Below are 16803 nucleotides of genomic sequence, written 5' to 3'. Positions count from 1 at the left end.
CCGCTCCAGCACCATGGAGGCGTACGCGCTCTATCCCTTCCTGCCGGGCTTCTTCGACGTCTTGACCGGCGTCGCTGGCAGGACCGTGATCGTCACCTTCTTCGAGAGCAGCATCGGCTTGAACGGCCGGTGTTCGGCGTCGCCGAGCACCAGTTGCAGAGTATGCTTCCCGGGCGGAAGTTCCAGTTTGGCCTCGGTCTGGCCCGCCCCGAAATGAAGATGCTGGTTGTCAGTCGGAAGCGGCTCGTCCGGATCGATCTCGTCGGCGACGTCGACAAGAAGATGGTGGTGTCCCGCGTTCGGCGCGGAACTGCCGGCCTGGGTCACGCCCATGTTCCGCAGGCCGAAGCGCACCCAGAACTCGCCGCGGACCTGAGCTCCGTCCCATGGATAGATGATGTAAAGGCGCGCATCGGGAGCCGGCGCCCGCCGCGGAGTCGGGGGCTTGGGAGCGTCCGGATTTTGTGGGGGGGCCGATGGGGGCTGCGGCGCGGGCGGTGCGGTCTGCGCGGAAGCGCCGAAAGCGAACAAGGTCAAGGCGCCGCAGATGAGCAGGATGCTGGTGACCGGTCGACCCATAGAATCCTCCTTTTTAGAGTGAGCGGGCTACCCTCACTCCATGTGCCGGATAACGAACGCCCGTGTCGTAGCGCGTGCGGCTTGCCGGTCTCACCGCGGCCGCGTTGCTGCGCCAGGAACCGCCCCGCAGGACGTTCTCGCGGCAGTTCTCGATCACTCGAGGAGACCCGTCGGAAGGCGCGTCGCGGTAATTGGGCAGCCAGCAATCGGCGACCCATTGCGCGACGCCGCCACCGAAATCGGCTCCGCCGAAGGGATTGCGGGCGAAACTCGCCACCGGCATCGGCGTCTTCGGGTCCTGCGCGCCACCGCAATCCTTGCAATTGGCTTTGCCCGGTTCGACCGCCTGGCCCCACCAGAAACGGGTCGAGGTGCCCGCCCGCGCCGCATATTCCCATTCCGCTTCGCTCGGCAGGCGGTAGGGCTGGCCGGTCGTTTTCGCCAGCCAGTCGACATATTCCCTGGCGTCGAGCCAGCTCAGATTACGGGCCGGTGCGGAGTCGGCTCCGTCGAGTCTCACGCTGCAGGCCCCGGCCGCCGCGCAGCGGTTCCATTCGCCGACGGAGATCGGCGCCAGGCCGATGGCGAAGGGCGCGATGGTAACGGTGCGGATCGGCTGTTCCGAGGGATCCTCGTCGCTACCCATGCGAAACGAACCGCCGGGAATGCGGATCATTTCCGGGCAGGTTTCGCAATCGCGGAAGCCCGAGGGCGTCTCGATCATCCGCACCGCGGGGAGGCTGGGACTGACGAGCGCCACCTTGTCAGCGGGGCCAGGGGTTTCCGGCCTGGCGGACGCCGGGACGCCGGGAGGAGTGGCCGCGGCGGAATCGCTCGGGGGCGGCGGGGGAGACGGGTTCTGCGGTTCGCCGACCACCGCAGCCGAGGGGGCGGGCGCGGCAGGGGGCAACCGGTCGGTCGAGGCGAGGATCGGGCGTTCGGCCGGCCAGTAGGCGGTGGCGTAGATCCCCGCAGCGCCCAGCGCGAGAGCGGCCGGGATCGCGCTCCAGGCCAGCGACCCCCAGCGCCGTCGCGTCGTCGCGCTGGTGACGGCGGCGGGATCCGGCAGCACCCGATAGACGCGGACCGGATCGGTGATGTTCTTCAGTTTCTCGTCGCCGAGCGATTGATAGCCGCAGACGAGCTTGTTCTTGATCTGCTCGTAGACCCCGCCCGAAATGTAGACCCCGCCAGGTGTCGCGAGCGCTTCCAGCCGGGCGGCGATGTTGACGCCGTCGCCGAAGATGTCGTCCGGCTCCACGATCACATCGCCGAGATTGACGCCGATCCGGTACTGCATCCAGTAGTCCCGCAGCAGGCCGGTGTTTTTCGCCGCCAGCGATTGCTGGATGACGATGGCGCAGCGCACCGCCTCGAGCGGGCTGTCGAACATCGCCAGGAAGCCGTCGCCGGTGTTCTTGATCAGCCGTCCGGAATGCTCTGTCAGCGTGGGATCGACGAGTTCGCGCCGGATCTGCTTCAGCCGCAGGACCGTGCCTTCCTCGTCGCGGCCCATCATCTGGCTGTAGCCGACGATATCAGCTGCCAGGATCGCTGCGAGCCGGCGCTGCGGGCCATGCGGATGTGACGAAAACTCCTCGGACATCGCAACCACCGTTGGATGACCAGACAACCTCAACTTATCGACATCGGCGATATGGCGCAAACCGGATAAGCCCGTATTCCTAGCATGCGGGCGAAGCCGCTCCGGGCCGCCGGCTCGGAATGGCGGACGCCGATCAGTCGTCCTTCGCCGGCTTCGGCGCGGCTTCGGCGCGCCGGGCGCGGGCCTGCGCCTTGCGGCGCTTGAGATTTTCCCGGAGCGCCGCCGCCAGCCGCTCGGCGCGCGCTGCCTTGTCTTCGGAAGGAGAGGGAGGCGGTTTGGTCATGCCGCGACCAAACAGCGTCTGTGCGCCATTCGCAAGCGCGGTTGCTTCGAGGCATCGCCTATGGCAGTAACGCGCCGCGTTCGCGATCACGCGCGCCCTTCGCTGCCGTAGCTCAGTGGTAGAGCACTCCCTTGGTAAGGGAGAGGTCGAGAGTTCAATCCTCTCCGGCAGCACCAGCAAAACCCATCAAGAGCGCCTAAGGCCCCAAAGCCTGTTTCCTGTGATGCCATGGGGAAATAGATCGGGCGCACTATCGGCATCGGCCACCGAAGTCGAGGTGTCGAATGACGCATGTGGATCCGGTCCGGGTAGGATTGCTGGGATATGGTTTCGCCGGAAGGACCTTCCACGCGCCGCTGATTCGAGCGGTGAACGGCCTAGCATTGTCTGCGGTCGCCTCGGGTAACCCGGATCGAGTAAAGGCCGACATCCCGGATGTTTCGGTTTACCCGACGCCGGACACGCTGATTGCGGCGGAGGATATCGATTGCGTCGTGATCGCGACGCCGAACGCTACCCATGCGCCGCTGGCGAAAGCGGCGCTCGCGGCGGGCAAGCATGTCGTTATCGACAAGCCCTTCACGCTCGATATGAATGAAGCGCGCGAGCTGATCGGGATGGCTGACAGCCTGCGATTGATGCTGAGCGTGTTCCACAACCGACGCTGGGACAGCGACTATCTGAGCGTCAGGCAGGCCATTGAGGCCGACCAGATCGGACGCGTCGTCCATTTCGAGTCGGGAATTGAGCGCTTCCGTCCCGTCGTTCAGGATCGCTGGCGGGAACGTGGCGGGCCGGGCGCCGGCCTCTGGTTCGATCTCGGGCCCCATCTGATCGACCAGGCGCTTCAGCTGTTCGGCCTGCCCGATCGCCTCTTCGCCGATCTGGGCACATTGCGCAACGGCGGGCGGGCGGACGATTGGTTTCATGTCGTGCTGCACTATGCCGATCGTCGCGTCATCCTGCGCGGCAGCATGCTGGTGGCCGGCGGCACGCCCCGATTTGTCGTTCACGGGACCGAGGGTTCGCTCGTCAAACGGTGCGCCGATCGGCAGGAAAACCAGCTTCGTGCCGGGATGATCCCTGGGGACGCTGGCTGGGGCGAGGATCTGGACGATCTTCTTCTCTTCGATGGTGACGGCGGCAACAGTTCCCTTCCCGCGACCGCCGGCGACCAGCGGCAATTCTATCGGGGCGTCGCTGATACCCTGCGCAATGCCGCACCCAACCCCGTGCGTCCAATCGAGGCGCTGGCCGTAATGAGCGTAATCGAGGCCGGTTTCGAATCCGCGCGCAAGGGCGTCGCCGTAGGTTTGCCGCTCAACGCCGAGGAGCGCGCTTCGTGGCGGTGAACGCTCTGGTCGATTCTATCGCCGCCCAAAGGGAAGCGCTCATCTTCGGCTACGTCTCGTAAAAGACGTGACGGCCCAGGCGCCCGATTTTTCGAAGCTTCGTAGACCAATCCGGGCTGGCGGATACCGCGTGATAATGCGTTGACGTCGACATTTCACTCGCCGGGCAGTCAGCCGTGCAGCTCAACAGCAGGCCGGCTTCCATCTTGATCTCGGCAAAGACGGCCGGATCCGAGATATTGTCCGGGATGTTGTCGCAGGCGAACGAGAACTGGCAGGCATTTCTGCGGTTGGCGTTCTGATAAACGACGCCGCAGACGCTAGACGGGTAACGCTCATGGGCGACACGGTTGAGGATGACCTGCCCGACGACAAGACGTCCGGCCTTCGGCTCGCCCCGCGCCTCGAAGTAGATCGCCGTGGCGAGGCAGGTAAGCTCGTTCATCCTGGGTTCGGTCGGCGCCCCCTTGGCAAAGGAGGGAAAGGAAAAAACGGCACAGGCAAGCAGCGTCGCCGCTCGCGATAGGGTCTTCTTGATCAAAATGAAGAAAATCCGCTTCGCTTCTCATTGGCGGACCCAGCGGTCCGCGCCCCGCCCCCGAGGCGATGCTTTAGTGCGGGACGAAATGGGCGAGCGCTTGCACGCTTCGAGGCGAGACTTGGATCAGTTGGGCGAGCCTGGGGCGTATTGTGGCGGTGCCGTCGCTACCGGAATTTGTATGACAACTGACATCATGATAAGTCTGCGGCTAGACACCGATTAACGGTGCACTTTGGGAGGAACTATGAAGCTCGCGAAGATCGCGGCGCTGGTAGGCGTCGCCGTGCTTAGCATTGGTCCCGCCGCTGCTTATCCGGACCGCCCCGTTACCATCGTCGTGCCGTTCCCCGCCGGCGGTGCGACCGACACGACCGCCCGCCTGATGGGCGGGAAGATGCAGGAGCTTCTCGGGCAGCCGGTCGTCATCGACAACAAGCCCGGCGCCACGGGGGCGGTCGGTGCCACCGGCGTCGCGCAGGCGAAACCGGACGGCTACACATTGATGGTGGCTTCGATCGGCACCTATGCGGTCAATCCCTTTCTGCAGAAGGGGCTGAAATATGATCCCCAGAAGGACTTCGATCTGATCACGGTCGCGGTGCGCACGCCGAACGTCCTCGTTGCCAATCCGAACTTCCCGGTGAACTCGGTTGGCGAACTCGTCGAGTACATGAAGAAGAATCCCGGCAAGGTCTCGTTCGCGTCGTCGGGGTCGGGCTCGTCGGACCACCTGACCGCGGCCCTATTCATGCAGAGGACCGGTACCAACGGTGTCCACATTCCCTATAAAGGTGGCGCGCCGGCGATCGCCGATCTGATCGGCGGCCACGTGAACGTCTCGTTCCAGAATCTCGGCGCCATCATCAACCACGTGAAGGCCGGGAAGCTGAAGGCGCTTGCCGTCAGCAGTGAAGCGCGCGTTCCGCTCATGCCCGATCTGCCGACTCTCGGCGAAGCTGGATTCAAGGAGGTCGTCGTCTATTCCTGGCAGGGCGCGGCCGCTCCCAAGGGCTTGCCAGCCGACGTGAGGGCCAAGGTCAATGAGGCAGCCGTCGGCGCTCTGAACAGCCCGGACGTGAAGACCAAGTTTAACGAGCTCGGCTTCGAGGTCGTCGCGAACTCGAACGAGGAGTTCGCCAAGTTCCTCGGCGACGAGCTCGCTCGCTGGAAGCAGGTTATCGCCGACGGAAACATCACCGCCGAATAAGGCGGTTGCGGCGGCGGCCCGACCGCCGCCGCCATTTCACTGATCAGGCGAACCCATGTCGTTTTCCATCAGAAGCCCAAAGGATATCGCGGTAGGGCTCTTTTATGTCGGTCTGGGCGCGGCGGCGGTCTTCATCGCCCGCGACTATCCGATGGGCACCGCGGGCCGAATGGGGCCTGGCTATTTCCCCTCCCTGATCGGTTCCGGCCTCGTTCTTCTCGGACTGACGGCGGTTCTGCGCTCGTTCCTGACCGAAGGAGATCCGGTCGATCGCGTCCATTGGCGACCGCTGCTTCTGATCTCGGCCTCGATCGTCGTGTTCGCGCTGATGCTGAGCAGGCTCGGCCTTGTTGTCGATCTGGCGCTTTTGATCGCCATCGCTGCATTGGCCCGAAACGACGCGCGGCTCTCGGTCGTCGGCTCTGCCTGCGCCGCCTTCCTCATCGCATTCTGCGCGATCGTGTTCGTCAAGGGGCTCGGACTTCCCATTCCGCTCTTTGGCACGTGGCTCGGGGCCTGACATGGATTTCTCGAATGTCGAGATCGGTCTCGCCACGGCCTTCAGCGCCTGGAACATCCTCTATTGCCTGATCGGTGTGTTCCTGGGCACCGCAATCGGCGTGCTGCCCGGCCTCGGCCCGGTCGCGACGATATCCATGCTGCTGCCGATCACGTTCGGTCTCGAGCCCGAGACCGCGCTGATCATGCTCGCCGGCATCTATTACGGCGCGCAATATGGCGGCTCGACCACCGCGATTCTCGTCAATCTGCCGGGCGAATCCGCGTCCGTCGTCACCGCGATCGACGGTTATCAACTCGCCCGCAAGGGGCAGGCGGGGAAGGCGCTGGCCACCGCCGCCATCGGCTCGTTCGTCGCTGGCACGATCGCGACCCTCCTGATCGCGCTGTTCGCGCCGCCACTGGCCGACATGGCGCTGGAGTTCGGGCCGCCGGAATATTTCTCGCTGATCGTCCTCGGCCTTGTCGCGTCGGTGGTGCTGGCGCACGGCTCGCTGCTTCACGCCTTCGGAATGATCGGTGTCGGGCTTCTGCTCGGCCTCGTCGGTATCGACGTCAATTCTGGCGCCTCACGATATACGTTCGAATTCCCGCAGCTGACCGATGGCATCAACTTCGTCGTCGTGGCCATGGGGCTGTTCGGCATAGGCGAGATCATCGCCAATCTCGATCGCAGCTCCGAGCGGACGCTGCTCGCCAAGAAGATCACCGATCTGATGCCGAGCCTGGCCGATCTCCGGGAAATGTTCGGTCCGGTGATGCGGGGAACGGCACTCGGCTCGTTGCTTGGGATCCTGCCCGGGGGTGGCGCGATGCTGTCTTCGTTCGCGTCCTACGCACTGGAGAAGAAGCTTTCCAACCGGCCGCAGGACTTCGGCCATGGCGCGCTCGCCGGCGTGGCGGGTCCGGAATCCGCGAACAATGCCGGCGCCCAGACGTCCTTCATCCCGATGCTGACGCTCGGCATCCCCTCGAACCCGGTCATGGCACTGATGATCGGCGCTCTCATCGTCCATGGCATCCAGCCGGGGCCGTCGGTGATGAACGAGCAGCCCGCTCTATTCTGGGGCGTCATCATCTCGATGTGGATCGGCAACGTGATGTTGCTCGTCCTCAACCTGCCGCTGATCGGGCTGTGGGTGAAGATGGTGTCGCTTCCCTACAATCTGCTCTATCCGACGATCCTGGTCTTCTGCTCGATCGGCGTGTTCAGCCTGAACAATGCGGAATTCGACATCTATCTGATGGCCCTGTTCGGGGCGCTCGGCTATTTGCTCCGCAAGTTCGACTGCGAACCGGCGCCGCTCCTTCTCGGCTTCATCCTCGGGCCGATGATGGAGGAATATCTGCGACGGACGCTGCTCCTGTCCGCCGGCGATCCGGCGGTCTTCGTCACGCGGCCCATCAGCCTCGCAATGCTCGTCGTCGCGGCCCTTCTGCTCGCGACCGTCTTCGCCCCGTTCATCGTCAAGAAGCGCGAGGAGGCATTCCAGGAATGACCTCGCTCGACGCCGCTTCCGTCATCAGAAAAGGATGTGCCCGTGGATCTGCCGATTAACCCGTTCAAGCGTGCGATCATGGCGGGCCAGCAGCAGATCGGGCTCTGGAGCAGCCTCGCCGGCAACATCACGACCGAAGTATTGGCGGGAGCCGGGTTCGACTGGCTGCTGATCGACGCCGAGCACGCGCCGAACGACGTGCGAACCGTGATCGGCCAGCTGCAGGCAATGATGGAGCATGCCACCCATCCGATCGTCCGGGTGCCGTTCAACGACAAGATCGAGATCAAGCGATATCTCGACGCCGGCGTGCAGAGCTTCCTAATTCCGATGGTAGAAACCGCAGAAGAAGCGCGCGCCGCCGTCTCGTATACCCGGTTCCCGCCAGACGGCGTCCGCGGATTCGCGGGCGTATCCCGGTCCTCGCGGTTCGGGCGCATTCCGGGCTATCACAAGAAGGCGCACGAGGAGATTTGCATTCTCGTGCAGCTCGAGAGCGGGCTTGCCCTCGAGAATCTCGAAGAGATTGCGGCGGTGCCGGGTATCGACGGCGTTTTCATTGGACCCGGCGATCTGTCGGCCGCGCTGGGCCACCTCGGAAATCAGGGGCATCCGGAGATCGTCGAGCTCATCGAGAAGTCGATCAGGCGGATCGTCGCCGCCGGCAACCGGGCGGGCATTTTGACGACCGACGAGACGCTCGCACGCCGCTATATCGCGGCCGGCTGCGTCTACACCGCCGTCGGCCTAGACACCGCGATCCTGGCCCGGGGCGCCGAGGCACTCGCCAAGAAGTTCAAGGGATGACGATGAGCGCCGCCGAACACGAAGCACGGGACACCGACAGGATGATCAGCACTGGCGAGGCCTGGCGTTCCCCGGTGGTCGTCGCCATGAAGGTCGTGCCCGTCGCCGGGCACGACAGCATGCTGCTGAACCTGAGCGGCGCGCATGCCCCGTTCTTCACCCGCAATGTCGTCCTCGTTCAGGACAGCGCCGGACATACCGGCGTCGGCGAGGTGCCGGGCGGAGAAGCGATCCGCGCGACACTCGAGGACTCGCGAGAATTGATCGTCGGCCAGCCGATCGGGCGCTATCTCTCCGTGCTCCAGGCGATCCGCAGCCAGTTCGCGGATCGTGACGCTGGGGGCAGGGGGCTTCAGACATTCGATCTTCGCACGACCATCCATGTCGTGACGGCGGTCGAAGCCGCCCTTCTCGATCTCCTCGGCCAGCATCTCGGCGCTCCGGTTGCCGCGCTTCTCGGTGAAGGGCAGCAGCGCGCGGAGGTCGAGATGCTCGGCTACCTGTTCTATCTCGGCGACCGGCGGAAGACCGATCTTCCCTATGTCGAGGATCCGAAGGCCGGAAATGACTGGTTCCGGCTGCGGCACGAGGAGGCGCTGACGCCGGCAGCTGTCGTGCGGCTCGCGGAGGCCGCCTATGAGCGCTACGGTTTCAACGATTTCAAGCTGAAGGGCGGCGTCTTCGCGGCGCCGGATGAGGCGGAGGCCATCGTCGCGCTCGCCGGACGCTTCCCCGACGCACGTATCACGCTGGACCCGAACGGTGCCTGGTCCCTGACGGAGGCGATCGAAACGGGCCGGTATCTGCGTAACGTCCTCGCTTATGCCGAAGATCCGTGCGGCGCGGAAAACGGCTTGTCAGGCCGCGAGGTGATGGCGGAATTCCGGCGTGCCACGGGGCTGCCGACGGCCACGAACATGATCGCCACCGACTGGCGTCAGATGGGTCACGCTATCCAACTGCATGCGATCGACATCCCCCTGGCGGATCCGCATTTCTGGACGATGCAGGGCTCGGTCCGCGTCGCACAGATGTGCCGCGACTGGGGTTTGACCTGGGGCTCGCACTCGAACAACCACTTCGACATTTCGCTGGCCATGTTCACCCATGTCGCGGCCGCCGCTCCCGGGAACATCACTGCCATCGACACGCATTGGATATGGCAGGAAGGCCAGCGCCTGACGAGGGAGCCATTCAGGATTGTCGGCGGGAAGGTGGCTGTGCCGGAACGCCCGGGACTGGGCGTCGAGATCGACTTCGACGCTCTCGACGCCGCGCACGAGCTCTACAAGAAGCACGGGCTGGGGGGCCGCGACGACGCCGTGGCGATGCGCTACCTGATCCCCGATTGGCAATTCGACAACAAGCGATGCTGTATGGTGCGATGATGTTGGAACTACGGAGGGCGCGCCATGCCAGTTCTCAGACGGCGTGACACGCTCAGTCACCAGGTCCTGGAAGCCATGCGCGAGCGGATCGCGAATGGCGATTTCAAAAGCGGCGAGAAGCTGCCGAGCGAGCAGGAACTCATAGAAGAGTTCGGCGTCAGCCGCACCGTGGTCAGGGAGGCCATCGCGAGCCTCAAAGCGATGGGCATCGTCTCTACGCAGCAGGGTGTCGGCGCTTTTGTCGTGCAATTGTCGGAAAGCCCCGCATTCCAGATCGAGCGGGCGAGTCTGGACATCATCCACGAGGCGGTTTCGGTGCTCGAGGTCCGGATCAGCCTCGAAACTGAGGCTGCCTACCTGGCTGCGGAACGGCGGTCTGCGTCCGACATCGAAGCGATGAAAGCCGCTCTCCGCGATATGGAAGTTTCGATTGCGGAGAATGGAGACGCGGTTCAAGCCGACCTCGACTTCCATAGCGCGATTGCGCGTGCGACGGGGAATAAGCACTTTTTGAGCCTGTTCTCCTACCTCGGTACGCTGCTGATTCCCCGGACGAGACTGCAGACGTTTCAGCTGCAGACATCATCCCGCGAGGACTACCTGCGCAGGATCCTGCGCGAGCACGCGATCATCTTCCAGGCCATCGAAGGGCAGGAGCCGGATCACGCGCGGGACGCTATGCGAAGTCATCTCGGAAGCAGCCGCGATCGGCTTATCGCCTCGAGCAGGAAGCGCGGGAGCAACTGACGGTCTCTGCCTGACCTATCTCCTTCCGCCGCTTCTGCCGCCGCCATTCCTTCCCGATCTGTCGCCATCGCGGCCGCCTCGGCCCTTGCCGGACGAGTGGGAATCTGTTTCGCCTCCATCGGCTCCAGCCTTGCCGGATTTGCCGGAGGGCGAACCGTGCTCGCCATGACCGCGATCATGACCGTGAGAAGGGCCGTCACCGTGTTTCGAGTGGCCGTGATGCCCGTGCTTGCCGTGGTGCCCGTGATGCTTGCCTGGTTTATCGGGCTTGTCGGGTTTTTCCGGCGCCGGCGGGTCAGGCGCCGCCCGCCGAGCCGCGATGGTGGTCACCTGTTCCCTGTCCTGCTGCGCACTGCGCGTGCCGTCGCACCCCGCCGTGCTGACGCGGAAATCGCTGCGTAACGGGCTCTGTCCTCCCGCGACGGCCAGTGGAAACGAGGCGCGGATAAGGGAGGCGCGCTGCGGACCCGCCTCCGGCAGGCTGAGCGAGCCATCGGCCGAGGCGACCACCGCGCCGCAGCTGCGGTTGACCTCGGCGCACCGTCCGCTGGCGCGATTGCAGACGCGCACCGCACCATTGAAGACCAGTACCGCGGTCGCCTGCCTGCCGCCGACTGCCACATCGAACTGGGTGCCGCGCACGCCGATCGTGGCGGTCGGAGTCTGGATGGAATAGGTGGAACTCGGAGCCGTTCCGCTCATGAAGCGAAACACGCCCTTGGCCAGCTTCATGCTGACGTCGCCTGCGGAGGCAGAATTGCCTGCATAGACGAAACGGTCGATGACGATGGATGAGTTCGGCGCGACGACGAGTCGAGTGTTGTCGCGGAACAGGATCTGGGCGAGGCCGATCCCACCGGTCGCGATCCGGTCGCCGGTATAGACGCTATTCGTTTCGGTGAGCGTACGAGAGCCGCCGGGGCCTGAAGCGCTGGTGGACTGGACGACGGCTACCGCAGTGCCGCTGGGATCAAGCGCATGAGCCGCGTGTCCCAGGACGAGGGATACGCACAGAACCGGCCACCCGCAGTGATGCGCACGCGAACCCATCGGAGCACACGTCAACCCCAATTAACGATTTATTAACATAAATTTCCGGTTGTGAATAGGGGGGCAAGCTACCCGGGGCTGCGGCGCGCTTTACCGCCGGCAAACGCGCAATGCTTTCCATCCGCCTAGCGACCGGAGTTTTTCGAGTGGATGGCTGATCAGGCCCAACGGAGGATTGCAAGGGTGGCGGTCTCGGTAATTCCGCTCAGACTTCTTGTGGTTAGGCCTACGTCAAGGTTTGAGCGCGAGAACCACGTAGCTGCTGGGATAACCCTTCGCGGTGTAGCGGTTGTTCTTGTCACACCTCGCCGCAAGAGAAGCGAGCAGACGCAGGGAGGGTTTGAGGACGACCAAAACCGCGGCCATCGTCCAGCCGGCGATTCCTCCTCCGAGAGCTTTCGGCGACAGGGGCATGTATTTAGCGAGCCACGTCATCTGGAGATAGGCCGTACCCATGAAACCCTCCAGCCATCGGGTTTCAACCACCGTCAATCCAGCATCCTCGAACAAGCGCCTGAAGCCAAACTGGGTGTAGCGATAGAAGTCGTACGGCTTCTCATGCTCTTCATAGAAAAGCGGAGCCGAGCAAAAGATCGTTCCCCCCGGCTTCAGCACGCGACGAAGTTCGGCGAGAACCGACGCAGGGTCGGGCAAGTGCTCCATGACCTGAGAGAACAAGACGGCATCGTACCTGTCGTCCTCGACGGGTATCGAGGCGAGATCGCAGACGTATGTGCTCGGCTCGTACTTCTTGTCGACCATTTCGAAGTCAGCCGATTCATAGCGATGGCCGTCGAATTTTCCGCGATAACGCTGATTGCCGGCTCCTGCATCGAGGACGAGGGAACCGGAACGAAGCGAGGCGGCGAACGCGCCGATCTCCTTGTCCAGCCAATAGCGTGATGGGCTGACCATCTGCTCCTCGTAGCACACCATCGCCGAGGGTTGCAGATGTTCCAGACGGACTTTCCACGCCCGCGATTGCACTTCTGCATCGAAGCTTGAACCGCCGAATTGGATCGGCGACAACCATTTTATGCGTCGATCCGCCATTACTCTCGAATCCGAGACGAGCGAAAACGAAAGGAAAGTGCTTTTCGAGCAGCTGTTGGCTTCGGCTCTCACCGGCGCTCATCTTGAAATTGGAACCGCAGCCGGTGGCACGCTCAAGGAGATGATGCTCATCTATCCGGTGGCCGTTCGCCCGAAGTTCGTCGTCGTCGACCCGATGACCTATTTCGACGACCAGATGTCCATCATCGAGCAAAATCTGCGCTCAAGCGGGATTGATCCCGCTACGGTTGATTTTCGGAGGGGTTATAGCTGGCCCTTGTTCCAGGAAGCGTTGAAAGCGAAGGACCGATTCTCCTTCATTTTCATCGATGGCCATCACGGAGTGAAATTCGTCACTCAGGATCTCGCGTGGACGCGGCTGCTCGATGTGGGTGGGATCGTGGCGTTGCACGACCATTCGAAGAGATTTCCTGGAGTCTTGTGGTCTGTGCGACGGTTTCTGAAGGTCAACAAGAACTACGAAAAGATCGCGGAGACAGGTGCGCTGGTCATTCTCAGGAAAACAGCTTCCTCTCCTCGGCCCGAGGTGACCTCGATGGATATTCTCCTAGCCGCCTTGATGAAGGTCCCCTTGAATTGGAAACGTAGTTTCGATCGCCGAATTTCACGCGCCTGATTTGGCCCATTCCGATCCGCCGTTGGTCAGTTTTAGAGAGGTCGGCGCATCAGCATCGAGAAGCCCGCAGATGTGGACCCGGGATTGTTCCAATACATCCGGCGATCCCTGACTGTGCGAATGGCCGACGGATGCTCGTCCGAATTCACGACGACCAGATCGGGAAAGAGAAATGGCATGGCGGTAGCCCTCGCGCGCCAATGGTCGCCGTAATACGGTCCCTCGTGAACCGGGTAGAAGAACGGCATCGCAATATAAAGGTGTCCTCCGGGTCTGATCATCTTCGTGATGTTCTTGGCGGCGATCCAAGGTCGGTCGATGTGCTCGATGACTGACATCAGCAGGACGAGATCGTAGGAGCCGAAATCCTGACCGGTCATCAGGTCGCCAGCGATGTGGCGCGGGTGGTCGTGTGACGCGAGATCAAGCGTTCGGAACCCGGCCTTCGGGAAATAGGCCTCATAGGTCGACCCCTCCTTGTCCGGAGCGTCGGGCCGATCTCCGATATTGATCACGGACCCAGGGTTCAAATCACGGCAATACTCCCGCAGATACAGGTTCGTGTAGACCCGGTGGATCGACGTCGACCCGTATCGCCTAATACGGATGGGTCTCTTTTTGAAAAGCAGGCGGCGCAAATCTATCGGCATCGGCGGATCGATAGCACACGAGCCTGTTCGGTTGCATATGTTCGAAGCGAACTTTCCACGCAATCGATGCCCAAATGCCAATTCCCTGTTTTAACAGGGATTGCGGCACTCGCGACACTTTGGCTGAACCTCATTAGAGCAGAAAGTGCTTCTATAACAATAGCTTACGAGCTATCGTTTGCTCCTGTAACAGGTAAATTTCAGCGACCGAACAGGGAAGTCGGCGCGCGGAACAGGGATTGAAACCGTCCGCCGATGCCGTCTGCGGTGCACGCTGAAATACACTTATAAGGAGAAGTCTATGGATATGCACGCGAATGCCGTTCGTTCTGTTAGGATCCGGCGGAACATCAAGCAAGGATCTGAGGACGAAATCCTGATCGATTCTCGGGCCAGGCGGCGATCATCCAAGTCCGCAAACATGGCGCCGGTCGAGGCGGTTTCGGCTGCGATCGGGCTGCCTTCGCTGCTCCGGATCATCGAGAGCGCCACGGAAAGCGAGGCGATCAGCGCAGCCAAGCTCGATAGTCTCCTCGCAATGCATGATCGCCTGATCGAGAAAATGTCGCGGGAGGCATTTACCGCGGGCCTTGCCGCGCTGCAGTCCGAATTGCCGGTGATCGCCGAGCGGGGCGTTATTCCCGCCAAGGGACGAGGCGGCCGCCCTTATACGTACGCCCTGTGGGAGGATATCAACGAAGAGATCAAGCCGCTCCTGGCGCGCTGTGGCTTCGCGCTGAGCTTCAAGACGGGGCAGGACGGTGCGGCGGTTCGAGTGACCGGGGTCCTGAGCCACAAAGGTGGTCATTCGGAGGAGACCACGATGAGCCTGCCTGTCGACCTCACGGGCTCGAAGAATGCGGTGCAGGCAATCGGCTCGTCGACGAGTTACGGCAAGCGCTATGTCACGCAGGCTTTGCTCAATCTCACTTCGCGCGGCGAGGATGATGACGGGATTGCAGCGGTCAGCGAGCCCACAATATTGGAAGATGAACTCGCGTCTCTCGAGGAGCTGATCCGTGAAACCGGTGCGAGCCGGGCGAAACTCCTCTCCTATCTTGAGATCGAGGTTTTGAGCGATCTGCCTCGGACCAAATTCGAGCATGCGGTGGCCGTCCTCGAAGCCAAGAGGGGGCGGGTATGAACGCGACCCTGATGACTGCTTCTCTCTATCCGAGCATGTCGCCCATGGCCGCGCAGGGCACGGCGGAATGGCTAAGGGAGCGTTGCGGCAAGGTGACCGCCTCGCGGATCGCCGACCTCGTTGCCCGCACCAAGACCGGTTGGGCGGCGGCACGGATCAATTATTTGGCTGAGCTCATCGCCGAGCGCCTGAGCGGACAGCCGACGGAGGGCTATGTCAGTCCGGCAATGAAATGGGGGCAGGACTGCGAGGTGGAAGCGCGGCGCGCCTATGAATTCTTCACCGACCAGGATGTGACCGAAGTTGGATTTGTGCCGCATCCCATGATTGTGATGAGCGGCGCCAGTCCCGACGGCCTTGTTGGCGAGGACGGCCTTGTTGAGATCAAGGCGCCGAATACCGCGACTCACCTTGAGATCCTGGCCACTCGGACGGTGCCGTCCCGCTATGTGACGCAGATGATGTGGCAGATGGCGTGTACGGACCGGCAATGGTGCGACTTTGTCTCCTATGATCCGCGGCTGCCGGCGCATATGCGCCTTTTTGTGCAGCGCGTTGATCGCGACGAGCGGATGATCGAGGACCTCGAACAGGCGGTGCGGGAGTTCCTGGGCGAACTCGACGTCAAGGTGATGTCGCTGGAATTGCGCTACGGCGCTACTGGCGCGCTGCGGCCGGATCACCAGGAAAAATATCGTGAGCCGGCGTGATTTCTCCAAAGCGGTCAAACGCGCCGCGGCGGCACGGGCGGATGGTCATTGCGAGGCGTGCACCGCGCGCCTCGCTTACGGCCAATACCATTACGATCACGTCCTGCCGGACTGGCTTGGAGGAGAGCCGGAGCTCGAGAATTGCCAGGTTCTCTGTATCACCTGTCACCGACTGAAAACGGCGGATATGGATGTGCCGCGAATAGCCAAAACCAAACGAACCAGTGATCAGGCGATCAGCATCAGAAAACCTCGGCAGATCAGGGGCTGGCGGAAGTTTAATGGGGAAGCGGTACGGGCGGCGTCGCGGCGCGATTAACAAGCCCGCATAGGGCGATGTAGAAGCTTGGTTAGGCGGTGACGGCATTCACCAGGTCGCTGGCTCTGCCAAATGTCTAGCTTGCTCTCAACCGCTAGTTCCGCGCGATGGCGCCTTTCCTGATGTCCCGGAAGATCTGACCATTCGGACAGGACATCATTCGATCTCCGCACAGGCCCCTTCCTGCGGTGAAGCCCGCCGACAATCCTATTCGCGTCGCTTTTGGAGACGAGAATCGATACGGCAACAACTTGGCGGAGGCAGAGGCCTCGCCCCAGACCGACCAATCGACATGAGGTCCTGCTACCATGGTGCGCTCCTTGGCTGGACGGTTACGTGGGTGAGTTGCCGCCTTCCCGCAGGGCCGAAATGACGATCAGGTGGATTCGACCTCTCGGGCCTTGCGTTATCTCGTGGCGCGACCGTCGCCGACAACGTCAGCTGCTCCGCCCACAACTGGGCGTGGCCGGTTTCCCGGTCGCGCCATAGGCTGCGACCGAAGACTGTTTGGTCCTAGCGGCTCGCCTCATCCGCTTCAGCCGATCATGGACAATGTCGGCCTTGAAGCGTTATCGATCAATCTAGGATCGCTGACCGCTTGAATTGGAGTCGCCATGCGTATCGCGATGATTGGCTCGGGCTATGTGGGCCTGGTCTCCGGGGCCTGTTTCGCCGATTTCGGCCATGATGTGATCTGCGTCGACAAGGCGGC

At 62.6% G+C, this 16803-nt stretch carries 19 protein-coding genes and 1 tRNA gene; 13 read left to right on the top strand and 7 right to left on the bottom strand.

The genetic code is table 11. The annotated features are described in order from the left end of the window. Window positions 1-30: 30 nt before the first annotated feature. From ACFPFW_RS04800 to ACFPFW_RS04790, 3 genes are all read right to left on the bottom strand, one after another. A complete protein-coding gene (locus ACFPFW_RS04800; protein WP_114958594.1) occupies window positions 31-579 on the bottom strand; it encodes a DUF4399 domain-containing protein in 549 nt (182 codons plus the stop codon). Window positions 580-592: 13 nt separating this feature from the next. Next, on the bottom strand, window positions 593-2185 hold the full coding sequence (locus ACFPFW_RS04795) for an SUMF1/EgtB/PvdO family nonheme iron enzyme (protein ID WP_114958593.1): 1593 nt from the start codon (window positions 2183-2185) through the stop codon (window positions 593-595). 133 nt (window positions 2186-2318) lie between these two features. Continuing rightward, window positions 2319-2558 (bottom strand): hypothetical protein, encoded by a 240-nt coding sequence (locus ACFPFW_RS04790; protein ID WP_114958592.1) that lies wholly within the window; start codon window positions 2556-2558, stop codon window positions 2319-2321. 11 nt (window positions 2559-2569) lie between these two features. Between ACFPFW_RS04790 and ACFPFW_RS04785 the strand changes: the two genes are divergently transcribed. Next, window positions 2570-2644 (top strand) — tRNA-Thr (locus ACFPFW_RS04785). 117 nt (window positions 2645-2761) lie between these two features. Further along, window positions 2762-3820, top strand: a complete 1059-nt coding sequence (locus ACFPFW_RS04780) for an oxidoreductase (RefSeq protein ID WP_379769663.1) — start codon at window positions 2762-2764, stop codon at window positions 3818-3820. Between the two features lie 49 nt (window positions 3821-3869). Here the strand turns inward: ACFPFW_RS04780 and ACFPFW_RS04775 are convergent, their stop codons facing one another. Then, window positions 3870-4361: a cell wall hydrolase gene (locus ACFPFW_RS04775; RefSeq protein ID WP_114958590.1), complete on the bottom strand. Its 492-nt coding sequence runs from the start codon at window positions 4359-4361 to the stop codon at window positions 3870-3872. Between the two features lie 244 nt (window positions 4362-4605). On the opposite strand from ACFPFW_RS04775, the gene ACFPFW_RS04770 reads away from it, so the two are divergent. The 6 genes from ACFPFW_RS04770 to ACFPFW_RS04745 are packed head-to-tail and all read left to right on the top strand — an operon-like array spanning window position 4606 to window position 10528. Then, complete coding sequence (locus ACFPFW_RS04770) at window positions 4606-5568, top strand: Bug family tripartite tricarboxylate transporter substrate binding protein (RefSeq protein ID WP_114958588.1); 963 nt, start codon at window positions 4606-4608, stop codon at window positions 5566-5568. 55 nt (window positions 5569-5623) lie between these two features. Further along, window positions 5624-6088, top strand: a complete 465-nt coding sequence (locus tag ACFPFW_RS04765; protein WP_114958587.1) for a tripartite tricarboxylate transporter TctB family protein — start codon at window positions 5624-5626, stop codon at window positions 6086-6088. A 1-nt stretch (window position 6089) separates the two neighbouring features. Continuing rightward, window positions 6090-7586: a tripartite tricarboxylate transporter permease gene (locus ACFPFW_RS04760; RefSeq protein WP_114958586.1), complete on the top strand. Its 1497-nt coding sequence runs from the start codon at window positions 6090-6092 to the stop codon at window positions 7584-7586. A gap of 42 nt (window positions 7587-7628) precedes the next feature. Then, a complete protein-coding gene (locus tag ACFPFW_RS04755; RefSeq protein ID WP_114958585.1) occupies window positions 7629-8393 on the top strand; it encodes an aldolase/citrate lyase family protein in 765 nt (254 codons plus the stop codon). A gap of 41 nt (window positions 8394-8434) precedes the next feature. Beyond that, entirely contained in the window at window positions 8435-9781 is a 1347-nt protein-coding gene (gudD, locus tag ACFPFW_RS04750) for a glucarate dehydratase (protein WP_114958621.1), read from the top strand. A gap of 24 nt (window positions 9782-9805) precedes the next feature. Then, complete coding sequence (locus ACFPFW_RS04745; RefSeq protein ID WP_114958584.1) at window positions 9806-10528, top strand: FadR/GntR family transcriptional regulator; 723 nt, start codon at window positions 9806-9808, stop codon at window positions 10526-10528. Between the two features lie 15 nt (window positions 10529-10543). Here ACFPFW_RS04745 and ACFPFW_RS04740 read toward each other — a convergent pair whose 3' ends face one another. After that, complete coding sequence (locus tag ACFPFW_RS04740; RefSeq protein ID WP_114958583.1) at window positions 10544-11578, bottom strand: FecR family protein; 1035 nt, start codon at window positions 11576-11578, stop codon at window positions 10544-10546. 231 nt (window positions 11579-11809) lie between these two features. Continuing rightward, window positions 11810-12703, bottom strand: a complete 894-nt coding sequence (locus ACFPFW_RS04735; RefSeq protein WP_379769657.1) for a class I SAM-dependent methyltransferase — start codon at window positions 12701-12703, stop codon at window positions 11810-11812. Between ACFPFW_RS04735 and ACFPFW_RS04730 the strand changes: the two genes are divergently transcribed. After that, the gene (locus tag ACFPFW_RS04730; RefSeq protein WP_379769654.1) at window positions 12687-13268 is read left to right on the top strand and encodes a class I SAM-dependent methyltransferase; all 582 of its coding nucleotides are present in this window, start codon (window positions 12687-12689) and stop codon (window positions 13266-13268) included. The two genes, ACFPFW_RS04735 and ACFPFW_RS04730, sit on opposite strands and share 17 nt — an antisense overlap. A 32-nt stretch (window positions 13269-13300) precedes the next feature. On the opposite strand, the gene ACFPFW_RS04725 is transcribed toward ACFPFW_RS04730, so the two are convergent. Further along, a complete protein-coding gene (locus tag ACFPFW_RS04725; protein ID WP_162799801.1) occupies window positions 13301-13783 on the bottom strand; it encodes a methyltransferase domain-containing protein in 483 nt (160 codons plus the stop codon). Window positions 13784-14339: 556 nt separating this feature from the next. On the opposite strand from ACFPFW_RS04725, the gene ACFPFW_RS04720 reads away from it, so the two are divergent. The 4 genes from ACFPFW_RS04720 to ACFPFW_RS04705 form a co-directional block, all read left to right on the top strand. After that, complete coding sequence (locus ACFPFW_RS04720) at window positions 14340-15062, top strand: ERF family protein (protein WP_114958620.1); 723 nt, start codon at window positions 14340-14342, stop codon at window positions 15060-15062. Next, on the top strand, window positions 15059-15772 hold the full coding sequence (locus tag ACFPFW_RS04715) for a lambda exonuclease family protein (RefSeq protein WP_379769650.1): 714 nt from the start codon (window positions 15059-15061) through the stop codon (window positions 15770-15772). The genes ACFPFW_RS04720 and ACFPFW_RS04715 overlap by 4 nt, the downstream gene beginning before the upstream one ends. Beyond that, window positions 15759-16091, top strand: coding sequence for an HNH endonuclease (locus ACFPFW_RS04710; RefSeq protein ID WP_162799800.1), 333 nt, complete (start codon window positions 15759-15761; stop codon window positions 16089-16091). Before ACFPFW_RS04715 ends, ACFPFW_RS04710 begins: the two co-directional genes overlap by 14 nt. A 614-nt stretch (window positions 16092-16705) precedes the next feature. Then, the coding region (locus tag ACFPFW_RS04705) for a hypothetical protein (protein WP_379769988.1) at window positions 16706-16803 on the top strand (98 nt) is incomplete at its 3' end.

Source organism: Flaviflagellibacter deserti, assembly GCF_042652085.1.
Classification (GTDB): domain Bacteria; phylum Pseudomonadota; class Alphaproteobacteria; order Rhizobiales; family Methylopilaceae; genus Flaviflagellibacter; species Flaviflagellibacter deserti.
This window is presented reverse-complemented; position numbering and strand designations above follow the sequence as displayed.